This window comes from Nocardiopsis gilva YIM 90087, from assembly GCF_002263495.1.
Lineage (GTDB): Bacteria > Actinomycetota > Actinomycetes > Streptosporangiales > Streptosporangiaceae > Nocardiopsis_C > Nocardiopsis_C gilva.
This window is the reverse complement of record NZ_CP022753.1, coordinates 3,674,664-3,689,658: the sequence shown is the minus strand read 5'-3', so window position 1 is coordinate 3,689,658 and position 14,995 is coordinate 3,674,664. Positions and strand designations below refer to the sequence as shown.

At 72.4% G+C, this 14,995-nt stretch carries 13 protein-coding genes; 6 read left to right on the top strand and 7 right to left on the bottom strand.

The genetic code is table 11. From position 1 onward, the window contains the following. The gene (locus CDO52_RS16750) at positions 1 to 771 is read left to right on the top strand and encodes an ABC transporter ATP-binding protein (protein WP_017617862.1); all 771 of its coding nucleotides are present in this window, start codon (positions 1 to 3) and stop codon (positions 769 to 771) included. Next, the gene (locus CDO52_RS16745) at positions 761 to 1,702 is read left to right on the top strand and encodes an ABC transporter permease (RefSeq protein ID WP_083919770.1); all 942 of its coding nucleotides are present in this window, start codon (positions 761 to 763) and stop codon (positions 1,700 to 1,702) included. Before CDO52_RS16750 ends, CDO52_RS16745 begins: the two co-directional genes overlap by 11 nt. Here CDO52_RS16745 and CDO52_RS16740 read toward each other — a convergent pair. Both CDO52_RS16740 and CDO52_RS16735 read right to left on the bottom strand, forming a co-directional pair. Continuing rightward, a complete protein-coding gene (locus CDO52_RS16740) occupies positions 1,689 to 2,975 on the bottom strand; it encodes a C15 family peptidase (RefSeq protein WP_017617860.1) in 1,287 nt (428 codons plus the stop codon). The two genes, CDO52_RS16745 and CDO52_RS16740, sit on opposite strands and share 14 nt — an antisense overlap. 127 nt (positions 2,976 to 3,102) lie before the next feature. Further along, entirely contained in the window at positions 3,103 to 3,534 is a 432-nt protein-coding gene (locus CDO52_RS16735; RefSeq protein ID WP_017617859.1) for a winged helix-turn-helix transcriptional regulator, read from the bottom strand. A gap of 186 nt (positions 3,535 to 3,720) precedes the next feature. On the opposite strand from CDO52_RS16735, the gene CDO52_RS16730 reads away from it, so the two are divergent. After that, entirely contained in the window at positions 3,721 to 4,593 is an 873-nt protein-coding gene (locus CDO52_RS16730) for an SDR family oxidoreductase (RefSeq protein WP_094932517.1), read from the top strand. A gap of 74 nt (positions 4,594 to 4,667) precedes the next feature. Here the strand turns inward: CDO52_RS16730 and CDO52_RS16725 are convergent, their stop codons facing one another. The 5 genes from CDO52_RS16725 to CDO52_RS27610 form a co-directional block, all read right to left on the bottom strand. Then, positions 4,668 to 6,536 (bottom strand): ATP-binding cassette domain-containing protein, encoded by a 1,869-nt coding sequence (locus CDO52_RS16725; RefSeq protein WP_157745615.1) that lies wholly within the window; start codon positions 6,534 to 6,536, stop codon positions 4,668 to 4,670. Then, positions 6,533 to 7,612, bottom strand: coding sequence for a DUF1611 domain-containing protein (locus CDO52_RS16720; RefSeq protein WP_017617856.1), 1,080 nt, complete (start codon positions 7,610 to 7,612; stop codon positions 6,533 to 6,535). Before CDO52_RS16720 ends, CDO52_RS16725 begins: the two co-directional genes overlap by 4 nt. Positions 7,613 to 7,803: 191 nt before the next feature. Next, positions 7,804 to 8,463, bottom strand: a complete 660-nt coding sequence (locus tag CDO52_RS16715; protein WP_017617855.1) for a response regulator transcription factor — start codon at positions 8,461 to 8,463, stop codon at positions 7,804 to 7,806. Next, positions 8,460 to 10,052 (bottom strand): HAMP domain-containing histidine kinase, encoded by a 1,593-nt coding sequence (locus CDO52_RS16710; RefSeq protein ID WP_017617854.1) that lies wholly within the window; start codon positions 10,050 to 10,052, stop codon positions 8,460 to 8,462. The genes CDO52_RS16715 and CDO52_RS16710 overlap by 4 nt, the downstream gene beginning before the upstream one ends. Continuing rightward, positions 10,042 to 10,365, bottom strand: coding sequence for a hypothetical protein (locus CDO52_RS27610; protein ID WP_026125637.1), 324 nt, complete (start codon positions 10,363 to 10,365; stop codon positions 10,042 to 10,044). Before CDO52_RS27610 ends, CDO52_RS16710 begins: the two co-directional genes overlap by 11 nt. Before the next feature lie 364 nt (positions 10,366 to 10,729). On the opposite strand from CDO52_RS27610, the gene CDO52_RS16700 reads away from it, so the two are divergent. The 3 genes from CDO52_RS16700 to xylB all read left to right on the top strand — a co-directional run bounded on the left by CDO52_RS16700 (position 10,730) and on the right by xylB (position 14,945). Then, positions 10,730 to 12,499: an FAD-dependent oxidoreductase gene (locus CDO52_RS16700; protein ID WP_017617853.1), complete on the top strand. Its 1,770-nt coding sequence runs from the start codon at positions 10,730 to 10,732 to the stop codon at positions 12,497 to 12,499. A gap of 20 nt (positions 12,500 to 12,519) precedes the next feature. Next, the gene (gene mmuM / locus CDO52_RS16695; protein ID WP_094932515.1) at positions 12,520 to 13,410 is read left to right on the top strand and encodes a homocysteine S-methyltransferase; all 891 of its coding nucleotides are present in this window, start codon (positions 12,520 to 12,522) and stop codon (positions 13,408 to 13,410) included. Positions 13,411 to 13,547: 137 nt separating this feature from the next. Then, complete coding sequence (xylB, locus tag CDO52_RS16690) at positions 13,548 to 14,945, top strand: xylulokinase (protein WP_094932514.1); 1,398 nt, start codon at positions 13,548 to 13,550, stop codon at positions 14,943 to 14,945. Positions 14,946 to 14,995 lie beyond the last annotated feature (50 nt).

The window sequence follows — 14,995 nt, the reverse complement described above, 5'->3', positions numbered from 1 at the left end:
ATGAGTGTCCTCACGGCCGAATCCGTCGGTACCGCGGTCTCCATCGACGACGTCACCAAGGTGTTCGGGCGCGGCCAGCACACGCTGACCGCCATCGACGGCCTGTCCATCACGGTGCGGCAGGGCGAGTTCGTCTCCATCCTCGGCGCCTCGGGGTGCGGCAAGAGCACCCTGCTCTCGCTCGTCGCCGGACTCGACGAGCCCACCGCGGGCACCGTCTCGGTGAACGGACACCGGGTCTCCATGATGTTCCAGGAGGCGGCGTTGTTCCCGTGGCTGACCGTGGGCGGCAACATCGAGGTGCCGATGAAGGTGCGCGGAGTCGCCAAGTCCGAGCGGCGGCGCCGGGTCGAAGAGCTGCTCGACCTGGTCCGGCTTGGCGGATTCGCCCGCAAGCGCCCGCACGAGCTGTCGGGCGGCATGCGCCAGCGGGTGGCGCTGGCCCGCGCCCTCGCCCAGGACACCGACGTGCTGCTGATGGACGAGCCCTTCGGCGCCCTGGACGCGATGACCCGCGACATCCTCCACGACGAGCTGGAGCGGATCTGGCGCGAGCGCGGCCTGAGCGTGCTGTTCGTGACGCACAACGTCCGCGAGGCCGTGCGGCTGGGCGACCGGGTCGTCCTCCTGTCCAGCCGACCGGGGCGGGTCATGGAGGAGTTCGCCGTGACCGGGCGGCGCCCGCGGCGCATCGACTCCGCCGAGATCGCCGAGCAGGCCGCCGTCATCACCGATCGTCTCCGTGCGGAGGTCTCCCGTCATGCCTTTTGAACCCAGCCCCAGCCCCGTGCGGGCCACGACCGAGAGCGCGTCGCTGGGCGCCGAGGAATCGGCGGCCGACGCCGGGAACCGACGGGTCCAAGGCCTCGACGCCCTGGAACTGGGCCCCGACCGGGCGGAGGCGGAGCGCGGGGCGGCGGTCCTGGCCCTCCGGCTGTGGTCGGCCGCCTGGCCCAAGCTCCTGGCCGTCGCGGTCGTGCTGGTCGCCTGGCAGGCGGTGGTGTGGATCGGGTGGAAGCCCGTTTACGTGCTGCCCGGCCCCGACCGGGTGTTGGGCACCCTCCTGGAGGAACTGAGATCCGGCGCCTTCTGGGAGGCGGTGCGCACCACGATGGAGCGCGCGGTGGCGGGCTTCGCCCTCGCGTTCACCGTGGGCGGCACGGTCGGACTGCTGATCTCCCGGTTCACGGTGCTGCGCAACGCCCTCGGGTCGCTGATCACCGGCCTGCAGACCATGCCGTCGATTGTGTGGTTCCCCTTCGCGATGCTGCTGTACGGCATCAGCGAGGCCGCGATCATGTTCGTCGTCGTGCTGGGCGCCGCCCCCTCCATCGCCAACGGTCTAGCCAACGGTGCCGACTATGTCCCGCCGACCCTGCGGCGCGCCGGTCAGGTCATGGGCCTGCGCGGGATCGCCTTCTACCGGTTCCTCATCGTCCCGGCGTCGCTGCCGATGTTCGTCTCCGGGCTCAAGCAGGGGTGGGCGTTCGCCTGGCGGTCGCTCATGGCCGGCGAGCTGCTCGTGATCATCAACCAGCAGCACTCGATCGGGTGGGCGCTGAGCCAGTCGCGGGCCATGAATGACGCCGACCGGCTGCTCGCCTACATCTTCGTCGTCTTGGCGATCGGCATCCTCATCGACATCGTGTTCAGCCGGGCCGACGCGAGCATCCGCAAGCGTTGGGGGCTCAACGCGACCTGACCGGCGATACCGCCTCGGCGACGATGCGGCGCACCTGGTCGACGATCTCCGCGCGGTTGCGCTCGAACACGTTATCGGTGACGTCCCCGTCGTTGTCCGCGCCGAAGTGCAGGATCGGGGTGTGCACGTGCCCGGCCGGGATGTCGCGGCCGGTCGCGTCGCGCAGCAGCGTGTTGCGGTAGGCGATCTCGTTGGAGAGATAGTCACCGCCGCCGCCCTCCACGGCCCTCGACCCCGGGGTGGGGCCGTCGGGGCGGACCACCGGCTCGGTCTCCCCGGCCGGGATCTCGGTGACCTGGGTGTTGTCGATGACGGGGAAGGGCCCGGTCGTCGCGTCGACGATCGCCTGGCGGTCCAAGGTGGAGGAGCTCCACTGCGACTGCGGCTCGACCGTGGGCACGCCCTCGGGGATGGGGATCTGCCCGGAGACGCCGACCATGAGGTTGTCGGTGCCCCCGCCGCGCCACGCCCCGTTGTAGGCCTCCAGGTCGAAGCGCCCCTCGCGGCCTTGGCTCACGGTGATCACCGCGTCGGCCGGCCGCTGACCGGTGTAGTGGGGGAGCAGCGCGTGCTCGACGATGCCCCCGGTGAAGTCCCGCCAGCGCACGGGGAACATCGCGGTCTCGATAACGACGGTGCCCTCGTCGGTCTCGATGGTCGTGCCGTCCAGAGCGAGCGCGGCGGCCCCCGACGGGTTGGCCTGGCGGATGTCATTGTCCAGGCGGAAGGGGTCGAACCCGGTGACCACGACGCGGGTGACGTCGGAGTCGGCGGGAAAGCGCATCTGGTTGTGCCCGCGCGACCACCGCTCCAGCGACGCGATGAGCTCGGCACGCTCGTCGTCGCCGAGCTCGAACGACGGCTCCCAGACGCGCAGCGCCGCCGTCATCCCGAGCCGCGCCCAGTACAGGGGGCGGTCGTCCCCGGCACTCAGGTGACCGGTCGCCCGCCCCTCCTCCTGCACCCGCCGCACGGCCGCGCGCCACAGGTGCGAGCCGTGGTGCCGCACAACGGCCTCGGCGGCACGCAGGTTCCGCGTGCCGCACAGGGCATCGGCGAAGTCGGCGGCGGCCGCGTCGAACCCCGAGCGCCGCAGGATCTCCCGGGGTACCCGATCGCTGAGCCGGGACTCCTCGACGGTGACCTCCCCGTCCCCCTGGCAGGCGGACACGGGCACCTCCGCGGCGGCGTGCGCGGGTAGCGCGACCGCCAGTACCGGAAGCGTGATCAGTGCGCTGGTGGAAACCCGTGTCACGATCCGCAGTAACCCCATGTGGCTCCGCCGCCCCTTCCGTCCCTGAATACGCGTATGCGGCAAATCACTGGTTCCGGAAGGTACTACGCGAACTTCGCGCGCGTCGAGACACGCCGGCGTCGGCCGGGCGAGGGGCGGCGGGCTCTCAGTCGCGCGCTGCGTCGTAGGTGGTGCGTGCGGCGAGGACCTCGTCCATGCGGGCTTCGAGGAACTCGACCAGGTCCAGGAGCTTGTCCGCGGTGGTGGCGCCGAGAGGGGTGAGGCGGTACTCCACGCGCGGCGGGATCTGCTGCTGCACGTCGCGGATGACGAAACCGTCGCGCTCAAGGGTGTGCAGGGTCTGGGAGAGCATCTTCTCGCTGACGCCGTCGACCCGCCTGCGCAGGGCGTTGAAGCGGTAGGGGCCGTCGTTCAGCGCGGCCAGGACCAGGACACCCCAGCGGCCGGTGATGTTCTCCAGGGTGGCGCGTGACGGGCACCGCTTCGCGAAGACGTCGAACGCGAGGTCGTCAAAGCTGCCCTCGGGGCCACTCGGCTCGACGGCGGGAGAGGAGGAGGTCTCGGCGGTTCCGCTCATGGCCGCAGTCTACCTCTCGCAGGCACTGTGGAATTCGTGGCACTAACTATTTTTTGTCACTTTCTAAAAGTTAGTTTAACCTTCAGCGGGGCGCCGACCCTCGGCACGGCCCGTATGGCCGCGCCGTGTCGGACACGTCCGCCGTCAGTCACCGTCAGCAGTCCGCAGCAGCAGGGAGAACAACAGATGATCGTCGTGAGCGGAGCCTCCGGGCAGCTGGGCCGCCGTACCGTCGAACTGCTCAAGGAGCGCGGAGACGCGAGCAGTATCGTGGCGCTGAGCCGCACCCCCGAGAAGATCGCCGACCTGGGAGTCACCGCCCGCGCCGCCGACTTCGACGACCCGCACTCCCTAGTCAAGGCCTTCGACGGGGCCGAGCGGCTGCTCATCATCAGCACCGACCAGCTCGACGGCGAGGGAACCCGGGTCCGCCAGCACGGCAACGCGATCGAGGCGGCGGCCAAGGCCGGGGTCGGGCATGTGCTCTACACCTCCATCGTGGAAGCGAGCGCGCAGGGCAACCCGAGCCTGCTCGTCCCCGACCACCTCGCGACCGAGAAGCTGCTCGCCGAGTCCGGTCTGGCCTACACGGTGCTGAGGAACAGCCTCTACTCCGAGCTGCTGCTCCAGTCGGGACCTGCGGCGGTCGCCTCGGGCGTGCTGGCGGTCAACAGCGGTGACGGGGCCACCGGCTATGTCACCCGTGAGGACTGCGCGGCGGCAGCGGCCGGGCTGCTCGCCTCGGGCGGACACGAGGGCGAACTGCTGGACATCACCGGCCCGGCGGCGCTGACGAATGCCGAGATCGCCGATCTCCTGGCCGACGTCACCGGAAAGCCGGTGCGCTACCAGCCGCTCACCGACGAGCAGTACACCGCTGGTGCGATCGACGCGGGCATGCCGGAGGCGTTCGCCCACGTGATGGCCACCGTCGGCCAGGCCACGCGCGAGGGCTACCTGAACAGCGTCTCCGACGCCGTCGAGCGGCTCTCCGGCCGCAAGGCCCCTGCGCTTGCCGACTACCTGACCGCCAACCGGCAGACCCTGCTCGGCGCCTGACGAGCTGAGGGAGGGGGTGGGTGCCCCCATGTCGGGAAGCGCGGGGGCATCCACCCCCTCCCACATTCGCGTGATCAGTGACCGCCCCGGACAAGACAAGGCCGCGGGTTCGGATCCGTACGGGACGACGGCGACGGGGCCTCGGGCCGGGTGACGCGGAGGGTGCCGCGGGCCAGCCACCACACCGTGTCGGCGGTGGTCAGGCGTTCGGGACGGTGCGTGACGATCACGACGGTCCCGGGGAACTCGGCGATCATCCGGTCGACCGCGTCGGCGGCGTGCGCGTCGAGGTGGGAGTCCGCCTCGTCGAGGAGGAGCAGGCGCGGCCGCCTGAGCAGGGCACGGGCCAGGGCCACCCGCTGTAGCTGACCTGCGGACAGCCCGCCGCCGTTCTCGCGGACCGGTGTTTGCAGCCCCAGGGGCAGTTCGGCGATCAGGGCGTCCAGGCCGCTGGCACGGACGGCCTCGTGGAAGCGCTTGCCATCGGCCTTCGGGTCGGCGTAGCGGACGTTCGAGCCGATCGTGCCGCGCAGCAGCGGCAGGTGGGGGCCCGCGAGACCGATCGCGGATCGGACGGACGACGCGCGGCATTCGTTGATGTCGGCGCCGTCCAGCAGCACCCGGCCGCCGTCCGGTGGCGTCAGCCCGGCGAGCACCGACAGCAGTGTGGACTTGCCGCTGCCGTTGGGGCCGGTGACCGCGACGACGCCGCCCGCCGGGACGTGCGCCGTGACCGGTGTGAACACCCCCTCCACACGCACCCCTTCCAGGTGGAGCGCGCCGCCTCCCTCCGGAAGATCGGGCGCGTCGCCTCCGGGCAGGCCGCGCCGGGGCCGGGCGAGTTCGGTGCGGATCTGCTGCATGGCGACCGCGCACGCGGATCGGTACTGGCTCACTCGGGTCAGTTCGCGCAGCGGGGTGACCATGATGCCGACGACGGCGATCGCCGCCGTCGCGGCGGCCGGGCCGACACCTGCCACGGCGGCGGCCACCAGCACCGCCGCCGTGGCCGACAAGGTGGTCGCCTCGCCGATAGCGCGCACGGTGCCGACCGCGCGGGCGCGGCGGACCTGTGCCTCGGCCAGCCGCCGGGAGCGGCGGGACAGGATCCGCCGCTCCCCGCGCTCCCGTCCGAACGCCTGGACCACGAGGTTCTTGCCGACACGCTCCACCACATGGGAGGCGACCCGGGCCTGCCGCCGCCGGGCCGCGCGGTGCGAGGCGCGCAGCCACGGCGACAGGGCGGCCGTGGCACCCAGCCCGCAGGCGGAGACCGCGGCCACGGCGATGGCGACGGACGGTGCGATCACCGCGAACGCCACCAGGCAGCCCACCAGCAGCGGGACGGCCACGGCGAGCTTGGCCAGACCCAGGCTCGCCCAGCGGCGCAGCGCGCTGAGGTTGCCCATCATGCGCAGCGACGCGCCGCCGGTGGAGCGCCCCCGGCCGGCCTGCCGCTCGGGGGCGGAGGTGGCCTGGCGGAACAGGGCGGTGCGCACGGCGGACACCCAGGACTGGCCGAGGCGCTCGGCCAGGACCCGCTCGGCGAAGATCAGGGCGGCGGAGAGCAGCACCAGCCCGGCGATCCAGGGCAGCAGGGAGGGGAGGGGTGAGGCCCCGGCGCCCGGCCCGGTCGCGCCACCGGCGAGCCGTCCGACGAGCGTGGACCAGGCGATCGCGGCGGCCGCCTGACCGAAACCGACGGCGACCAGGGCGGCGAAGCTCCAGCGCCGGTTCCCGGAGAGCAACCGGGGCGGCTCCACTGCGTTCCGGGACCGGGCCCCGGCCCGATCCTTGGTCTGCTCGTGGTGGTGCTCCGGGGTGCGGTGCGCCGCCGGGGCGTCGGGTCGGCTTCGTGTCCGACCCTGGAGTTCGTCCTCGGATCGCTCGTCCGCCCGGTGCCCGGTCGGCTCTTCGGAGCCGCCGAGATGGTCGGCTGTCACGCGGACCACTCCGCCACGGCGCTCACGACCGGGCGGGATGCCAGGTGGGCGGCGACGGAGGGGGCGGCGAGGTCGGCCAGGCCGTAGACCGGTACGTCGAGCAGCTGCGCGGCCTCGCGCACCGCCAATGGGGAGGCGGTGAACCTGCCGCCGACCGCGAGCACCGGCAGCCCGGCCGCGCGCAGCCGCTCACGGCCGTACAGCGCGCCCGCCGCGTCACCGGCGGCGAACACCCAACCGTCCACCAGCCCCCGCAGCGCATCGCGCCGCAGCAGCTCGGCGGTCTCGGGCTGCATGAGCCCGTCGGCGACCTCCAGCACGATGGCGTCGGCCCCGGCCATGGTCAGCCGCCCGTGCAGGTCCCGGGCGGTTCGCACGATCCGGTCGACCGGGACGCGGTAGGTGGTGGCCAGCCCGGCGTCGGTGAAGTCGAGGGTGGTGATGGCGCCGGAGTCGTGGAACATCCACCGGTCGCCGCCCGCCCCGGTGCCGGTGATCTTGGCGGCGCCCACCCTGTACCCCGCTGCGGTCAGCCCGCGCACCAGAGTGGCGCCGGTGGTGGTCTTCCCGGCGTTCATCGAGGTGCCCACGACCGCGATGGTGGGGACGGTGCGCAGCGCGGAGGGCGCCTCCGGGGCGGCGAGGTCGGCCATGTTGATCGGCTCTCCGCGGACGTCGGCGGCCAGCCCGACCGGTTCCAGGCAGGTCGGCGCGGCGATGTCGGCGTGCGAGCTGACCATCACCGAGGCGATGCCCCCGGCCGCGACCAGGTGGCAGGGGCCCAGGTCCTGGGGCGGTTCGGCCTCGAACTGGTCGGGTGCGTAGCGCGCCCCGTAGGCGACCAGCACCTCGTCGCCGGGGAAGAGGTGGCGGCGCCTGCCCTGGGCCGACTCCAGGCGGGTGTGCTTGCCGATTTCGGTGACGGTCGCGACGACGAGGTCCCCGTACCTCGGGCGCACGCCGGGCCCGGTGCGGACCCGCGCGGGGCGGTCCGCGTCGAGCGCGCGGGCCGTGTACGAGACCTTCAGCGCGGCGCGCCGGGTGTCGGAGAGCTCAAGGATCGAGGAGGCGGGCATGAGAATCGTGTCTCCTGTTGTCGGTGGGGGCGGCGGTCCGCCGGGAACGGTTGAGATCCTCCAACCCCCCGATGAGCCGAGCCTGAACCGATCATGAGAAAACCTTCATCCGGCCCGTCGCGCCCGCCACCCCCGCGCCGGTCCACCACCAGAGCGCCGGACCGACGCCCGACACGTCCGCCCGCCGCCCGTCACGCCACCAGCCGGTAGCCCATCCCGCGCACCGTCTCGATGCGCTCACCGCCGATCTTCTTGCGCAGCGACCGGATGTACACGTCGACCACGTTGGACCCCGGGTCGTAGTCGTAGCCCCACACCTGGGAGAGGATCTGCTGGCGGGTGAGGACCTGGCCGTGGTGCCGGAGGAACAGCTCCAGCAGCGCGAACTCGCGCGCCGTGAGGTCGATGGTTCCGGAGTCGGTGGAGGCCCGGCGGGTGCGGAGGTCCAGGGTGAGGTCCCTGACACGCAGCACGGTAAGCTCGGTGCCGCGCTCGCTCCGCATCCGCAGCCGGACACGGGCGAGCAGCTCCTCGAAGCGGAACGGCTTGGTCATGTAGTCGTCCGCGCCGATCTCCAGGCCGGTAACGGTGTCGCTGACGCCGTCGCGCGCGGTCAGGATGACCACCGGCAGGCCCGAGCCCATCTCGCGCAAGCTGCGCAGCACGGTGAAACCGTCCTGGTCGGGCAGCCCCAGGTCGAGCACCATGAGGTCGAAGTCCCCGGTGAGCGCGTAGTCGACGGCGTCGCGTCCGGTGGTGACCACGGTGGTCGCGAAGCCGTTCGCGGTCAGGCCCTTGCGGACGAAGGAGGAGATCCGCTCCTCGTCCTCGGCGATCAGGATCCGGCTCACGGTTGCGCGCTCCTCACGTCGGCAGGGAAGGCCAGAGTGAACACCGCCCCCGCGCCGGGGGCGGACCGTACGTCCACGGTGCCATGGTGGGCGTCGGTGATGGCCCGGACGATAGCCAGGCCCAGCCCCGCACCGGGGCGGTCCCCCCTGCCGGTGTCGCCCCGGGCGAACCGCTCGAAGATGCGCTCCTGCTCCTCGGCGGCGATGCCGGGGCCGGAATCGCCCACCCAGAACGTCACGGTGGACCCGTCATCGGACACCTTCGAGCCGATGTGGATCTCGTCGCCGGGAACGGTGTGCCGCACGGCGTTGGACGCGAGCTGCACCATGGCCTGGGTGACGCGCTGCGGGTCGAGGTGCACCGTGCCCTCGCCGATCTCGTCCAGCCGCCAGGCGCGGTCGCCCAGCGCCCGCACCTTGGCGTCCACGTCGCTGGTCAGCTCGGCGACGGGGACCCGCAGCGGGTGCAGGAAGTCGGGTCGCTGCGCCTTGGCGAGCAGGAGCAGGTCCTCGACGATGCGGGCCATGCGGTCGAGCTCGTCGGTGACCAGCCGGACCACCTCGCGCCGCTCTTCGGGGCCGTCGCCCATGACCTCCAGGTGGCCGCGGACGATGGTGATGGGGGTGCGCAGCTCGTGGCTGGCGTCGTCGACGAAGCGCCGTTGGGCGGAGAACGCGTCCTCCAGGCGGTCGAGCATGGCGTTGAACTGCTCGGCGAGCGCCGCCACGTCGTCGTTGCCGGGCACCGCGATGCGCCGGGTGAGGTCCTCCTCGGTGATCTGCGCGGCGGTCTGCCGGACCAGCCGGATCGGAGCGAGGATCTGCCCCGCCACCCACCACGCCGCCGCGCCGGTGAGCACCAGGCCCGCCAGGCTGACCAGGACGAGGGTCCGCACGGTGCGGTTGACACCGGCCATGTCGGCGTCGACGAAGTAGCCGATGACGAACCAGCCGCCGGGGTTCGCCGCGGTGCCGCTGCCGGGCGGTTCGACCCGCAGCTTCTCCCAGCGCAGCAGCCCCTCAGGGGTCTCGATGACGCCGCGCGCGTTGGGGCTGTCGAGGATCTTGCGGCGCGCGGCGCGGTCGGCGGAGACGTCGAACAGCGGCTCCTGGCCCTGCCGGACTCGGCCGGTGGGCACGGTGGCCCCGGCCGCCTTGTCCACGTAGCCGAAGATGATCTCGTTTCGGTCCGGGTGCTGGCCGCTCAGGTGCGTCCGGAACAGGGTGTCGACGTCGGCGAACCGCCGCCCGGTGGAGGGGTCGGTGCCGATCGCGGCGAACTCCTGGAACTCGTCGGCCTCCTGGGTGAGGGCGCGGTCGACGCGGTCGTCGACCTCGGCGCGCAGCGCCTGCCAGGTGACCACGTTCACCAGGAGCAGGACAGTGGTCATGAGCAGCAGCACCCAGGCCATGATGCGCGCCCGTGCGGGGAGCGCACGGGTCTGGACGGCGTCGGCCTCCTCCCGGGACAGCGTGAGGGTGTCCTCGGGTGAGGCCGGGGGCGGGGCGGCGTCTCCGGGAGCGGTGCCGCCGACGGGGTCGGTGGCGTCCCCTTCGGCGGGGCGGGCGCCGCGGCCGTCAGTCGTCATCGTCGTCCCTTTGGTCGTCACCGTCGTCATCGTCATCGGTGACGGCCGGGGGCGGGTCGACCACGTCGTCGTCATCGTCATCGTCGTCGCACCGGCAGGGGGAGTCGGTCGGCTCGGGACTCGGGGAGGGGCGGACGTCGGGGGACGGCCGCTCCGAGGGGGAGGCGTTCGGATCGACGGACTCGCCCACGACGACCTCGCGGGGAGGACGCGGGTCCGGTTCCTGTCGCCCTGTTCCCCAGGCCAGGGCGGCCGACGCGACGAGAACGGCTGCCAGTAGCCCGACCAGGGCATTGCGGTACAGGGGTCTCATGCTCGCCGATCATGCCTGACGAGACGGTGGCCGACATGAAACGGGGATGAAGAATTCTTCATCCGGGCGCCCCCGCCAGGTCGGCGAACCCGCGGTCGTGGATGCGCCCCGCCGCGCGACCTCACCGTCGAACCGGGCGGGGAGGAACGGGATCGGCGCTGTCGCTCCCGCACCCACACCACCGCGCACCTGCACTTACGACTTCACTGCACTAACCCAAGGCATGTGCTTTCGATGTGTGGGTTACGGTAGCTCAGCGTGGCGGCAACGGTTGCGCCCCGTGTCCGATAATCGACTGCGACTGCACCACGACCCCGTGTGGTGGCGGGCCGACGGTCCGCCGCCGAATCAGGAGGAGCACCCGATGACAACGGTGGAAACCGATGTGTTGATCGTGGGTAGCGGGCCCGCGGGCGCCAGCGCCGCCCTCGCCCTGAGCACCTACGGCGTCGACAACATCCTGGTGACCCGTTACGGGCGGCTGGCCGATACGCCCCGGGCGCACATCACCAACCAGCGGACCATGGAGGTGTTGCGCGATCTGGGCGTCGAGCAGGACGTGGCCGCCAAGGCCACGCCGCAACACCTCATGGGCAACACGGTGTTCTGCACTGCCCTCGCCGGCGAGGAGCTCGGCCGCGTGCGCTCCTGGGGCAACGACCCGCTCGTCCAGGCCGAACACGAGCTCGCCAGCCCCACCCGCATGTGCGACATGCCCCAGCACCTGCTGGAGCCGGTGCTGGTCAACGCCGCCGTCGAGCGCGGCACCCGGCTGCGCTTCCACACCGTCTACACGTCCTTCGAACAGGACGACCACGGGGTGACGGCCACCGTCGACGACCGCCTGCGCGGCGACACCTACCGGATCCGCGCCAAGTACCTGATCGGCGCGGACGGCGGACGAAGCCGCGTCGCCGAGCACGCCGCGCTGCCGATGAGCGGTCGGATGGGCGTCGCGGGCAGCATCAACATCGTGTTCCGGGCGGACCTGTCCAAGTACGTGGCGCACCGCCCCAGCACCCTGTACTGGGTGCTGGCGCCCGGCGCGACCGTCGGCGGCATCGGCGCGGGCCTGGTCCGCTGCGTGCGCCCGTGGAACGAGTGGCTGATCGTGTGGGGGTACGACGTGGCGGGTGAGCCGCCGGACCTCACCGAGGACTACGCCCGCGCGGTCGTGCGCAAGCTGGTGGGGGACGACGACATCCCGGTGACCATCACCTCCAGCTCCGCCTGGACGGTCAACGAGATGTACGCCGAGAGGTACTCCAACGGGCGGGTGTTCTGCGCCGGGGACGCCACCCACCGGCACCCGCCGTCCAACGGACTGGGCTCCAACACCTCCATCCAGGACTCCTACAACCTGGCCTGGAAGCTGAAGCTGGTCCTGTACGGCACCGCCGCACCGTCCCTCCTGGACAGCTACGACGCCGAGCGCGCCCCCATCGGCAAGCAGATCGTCGAACGCGCCAACAAGTCCATTGTCGAGACCGCCCCCATCTTCGAGGCGCTGGACGGCCTGGCCCCGCAGACACCCGAGCAGCTGCTCCGCAACATCGCCGCCCGCAAGTCCGACACCCCTGAGGCCGCCGACCAGCGCGCCCGGCTGCGCGAGGCGATCGCGCGCAAGGTGTATGAGTTCAACGCGCACGGCGTGGACCTCAACCACCGCTACACCTCAGCCGCCATCATCCCCGACGGTACGCCCGACCCGGGCTTCGACCGCGACCCCGAGCTGCACTACCAACCCACCACCCGGCCCGGTGCCAAGCTCCCGCACGCCTGGCTCACCGCGGGGACGCGCAACCTGTCCACCCTCGACCTGGGCGGGCAGGGCCGATTCACCCTGATCACCGGCATCGGCGGCGAGTGCTGGACGGACGCGGCCCGCCTGGCCGGCAAGGAGTTCGGCCTGGACATCGCCACCGCGGTCATCGGCCCCGGCCAGGACTATGAGGACCCGTACGGCGACTGGGCCCGGCTGCGCGGAATCACCGACTCCGGCGCCCTGCTGGTCCGTCCGGACAACCACGTGGCCTTCCGCTCCTTCGACACCGCCGAGGACGCGGCCGGGATTCTCGCTCGCGTGCTGGGGCGCCTGCTGGGGTGGGAGCGGCCCGAGGGCACGCTCACCTGATGCCGGACTAGGGTCGAATCGTGCGCACACCGCTCGACGACCGCGACGTCCTCGTTCTTGATGGCGGGCTGGCCACGCGGCTGGAGGACCTCGGCTGCGACCTGAGCGACGAACTCTGGTCGGCCCGCCTGCTCATGGACGATCCCGACCTGATCCGGCGGGCGCATGGCGACTTCTTCGCGGCGGGCGCCGATGTCGCCATCACCGCCAGCTACCAGGCCAGCGTCCCGGCGCTCACCCGGCGCGGGCTGAGCGTAGGGGAGGCCGCCGACCTCATCCGCCGGTCCGTGGCGCTCGCCGCCGAGGCCCGGGACGACCACGGTGCCGGACAGGTGGCGGCGAGCGTCGGCCCGTACGGCGCCTACCTCGCCAACGGTGCCGAGTACGCCGGCGCCTACGACCTCGACGAGGACGGCCTGGCCGCCTGGCACCGCGACCGGTGGCACATCCTCGCCGACAGCGGAGCCGACCTGCTGGCCTGCGAGACCATCCCCTCCTACGCCGAAGCCCGTGCCCTGGCCCGCCTGCTCGCCGAGACGCCGGAGGTCCGCGCCTGGGTCAGCTTCTCCTGCCGCGACGGCGGGCACATCAGCGACGGCACACCTCTGGCCGACTGCGCGGCACTCTTCTCCGGCCTCGACGCGGTGATCGCCGTCGGCGCCAACTGCACCGCGCCCCGCTATATCCCCTCCCTGATCCGGGAAGCGGCGACCAGCGGCACCGCCGTGGTCGTCTACCCCAACTCGGGGGAGACCTGGGACGCCGAGAACCGCCGCTGGACCGGGTGGAGCGACCCCGTGGGCTTCGGCGCCGAGGCCCGCGACTGGCACGCGGCCGGTGCGCGCCTCGTCGGCGGCTGCTGCCGCACCACGCCCGACCACATCCGGGAGATCCGCGCTCACCTCGGCTGATCCGCCGGTCTGCGCGGACCTGGGCCGACGAGGACGACGCGAGGATCCGGGCCATTGACTTTCAGTTAGTCTAGCGTCCAAACTAATCAGCGCATGTGCCGGATATGGTTGGAGAGAGTGCGGGCTGGGAGGGCCGAATGACGCTCGTCGCCGGGGTGGACTCCTCCACCCAGGGCACCAAGGTCGTGGTGCGCCGGGCCGACACCGGAGCGCTGGTCCGCGAGGGGCGAGCCAAGCATCCCGAAGGAACCGAGATCGACCCCGAGCACTGGTGGACCGCCCTGCTCAGCGCCGCCGAGAGCGGCCTGCTCGACGGGGTCGCGGCCATCGGCGTCGCCGCACAGCAACACGGCATGGTGGCCCTCGACGGCGACGGGCGCGTGGTGCGCCCCGCACTGCTGTGGAACGACACCCGTTCCGCCACCGCCGCAGCCGACCTGGTCACCGAACTCGGCGGCCCGAAAGCCTGGGCCGAAGCGGTGGGAACCGTTCCGGTCGCGAGCCTGACCGTGACGAAGCTGCGCTGGCTCGCCGAACACGAACCGGACAACAGCCGACGCGTCGAGCGGGTCCTGCTCCCGCATGACTGGCTGACCTGGCGACTCACCGGCTGCGGGGAGGCGGTCACCGACCGCGGCGACGCCTCCGGAACCGGCTACTACGCGCCCGACCGCGGAGAGTACTGCCCCGACCTGCTCCGCCTCGCGTTCGGCCGCGAGGTCGGGACGCCGCGCGTCGCCGCGCCGTTCGAGCCCGGCCCCGCCGTCGACGCCACCGGCCTCCCGCCGATCGGCGTCGTGTCGGCGGGCACCGGCGACAACATGGCCGCCGCGCTGGGCCTCGACGTGCGGCCCGGGGATGTCGTCGTCTCGCTGGGCACCTCCGGCACGGCCTTCGCCGCCACCGACGCCGCCACCGCCGACCCCTCCGGCCAGGTCGCCGGGTTCGCCGACGCCACCGGACGCTTCCTGCCGCTCGTATGCACCCTCAACGCCGCCCGCGCCCTCACCGCCGGTGCCGCGATGCTCGGCGTCGGCCTGGAGGAGTTCGACGCCCTGGCGCGATCCGCCCCCGCCGGCGCCCAGGGACTGACCTTCCTGCCCTACCTGGACGGCGAACGCACCCCCAACCTCCCTGACGCCACCGGCCGTATCGACGGCATGACCCGCGCCAACCTCGCTCCGCCCAATATCGCGCGGGCCGTCGTCGAGGGGATGCTGTGCGGGCTCGCCGACGCGGTCGACGCGTTGGCCGGGGAAGGGGTGCCCGTCCGGCGCATCCTGCTCATCGGCGGCGGAGCGCGCTCCCGCGCCGTACGGACCATCGCCCCGCAGATCTTCGGCCGTACCGTCACCGTCCCCGAACCGGGGGAGTACGTCGCCGACGGCGCCGCCCGGCAGGCGGCGTGGGCACTCGCGGGAACCGCACCGGCCTGGGAGCCCCGCCTCGCCGAAGACCATGAGGCCGCCCCCGTCCCCGAAGTCCGCGACCGGTACGCGGCGGCGCGGGAGTCACTGCGGTCGGCCGTGGCGTGACAGGACCTCCGATACAGCCCATCGGAAACCCCAGGGGACAGGGAAACGAG

Excerpts from the sequence above, each read along its gene's own strand:
- CDO52_RS27610 (WP_026125637.1), bottom strand. The coding sequence starts at position 10,365 with ATGAGACCCCTGTACCGCAATGCCCTGGTCGGGCTACTGGCAGCCGTT.
- xylB (WP_094932514.1), top strand. The coding sequence starts at position 13,548 with ATGACGCTCGTCGCCGGGGTGGACTCCTCCACCCAGGGCACCAAGGTC.
- CDO52_RS16700 (WP_017617853.1), top strand. The coding sequence starts at position 10,730 with ATGACAACGGTGGAAACCGATGTGTTGATCGTGGGTAGCGGGCCCGCG.
- CDO52_RS16735 (WP_017617859.1), bottom strand. The coding sequence starts at position 3,534 with ATGAGCGGAACCGCCGAGACCTCCTCCTCTCCCGCCGTCGAGCCGAGT.
- CDO52_RS16745 (WP_083919770.1), top strand. The coding sequence starts at position 761 with ATGCCTTTTGAACCCAGCCCCAGCCCCGTGCGGGCCACGACCGAGAGC.
- CDO52_RS16720 (WP_017617856.1), bottom strand. The coding sequence starts at position 7,612 with ATGCCCGCCTCCTCGATCCTTGAGCTCTCCGACACCCGGCGCGCCGCG.
- CDO52_RS16750 (WP_017617862.1), top strand. The coding sequence starts at position 1 with ATGAGTGTCCTCACGGCCGAATCCGTCGGTACCGCGGTCTCCATCGAC.
- CDO52_RS16740 (WP_017617860.1), bottom strand. The coding sequence starts at position 2,975 with ATGGGGTTACTGCGGATCGTGACACGGGTTTCCACCAGCGCACTGATC.
- CDO52_RS16710 (WP_017617854.1), bottom strand. The coding sequence starts at position 10,052 with ATGACGACTGACGGCCGCGGCGCCCGCCCCGCCGAAGGGGACGCCACC.
- CDO52_RS16730 (WP_094932517.1), top strand. The coding sequence starts at position 3,721 with ATGATCGTCGTGAGCGGAGCCTCCGGGCAGCTGGGCCGCCGTACCGTC.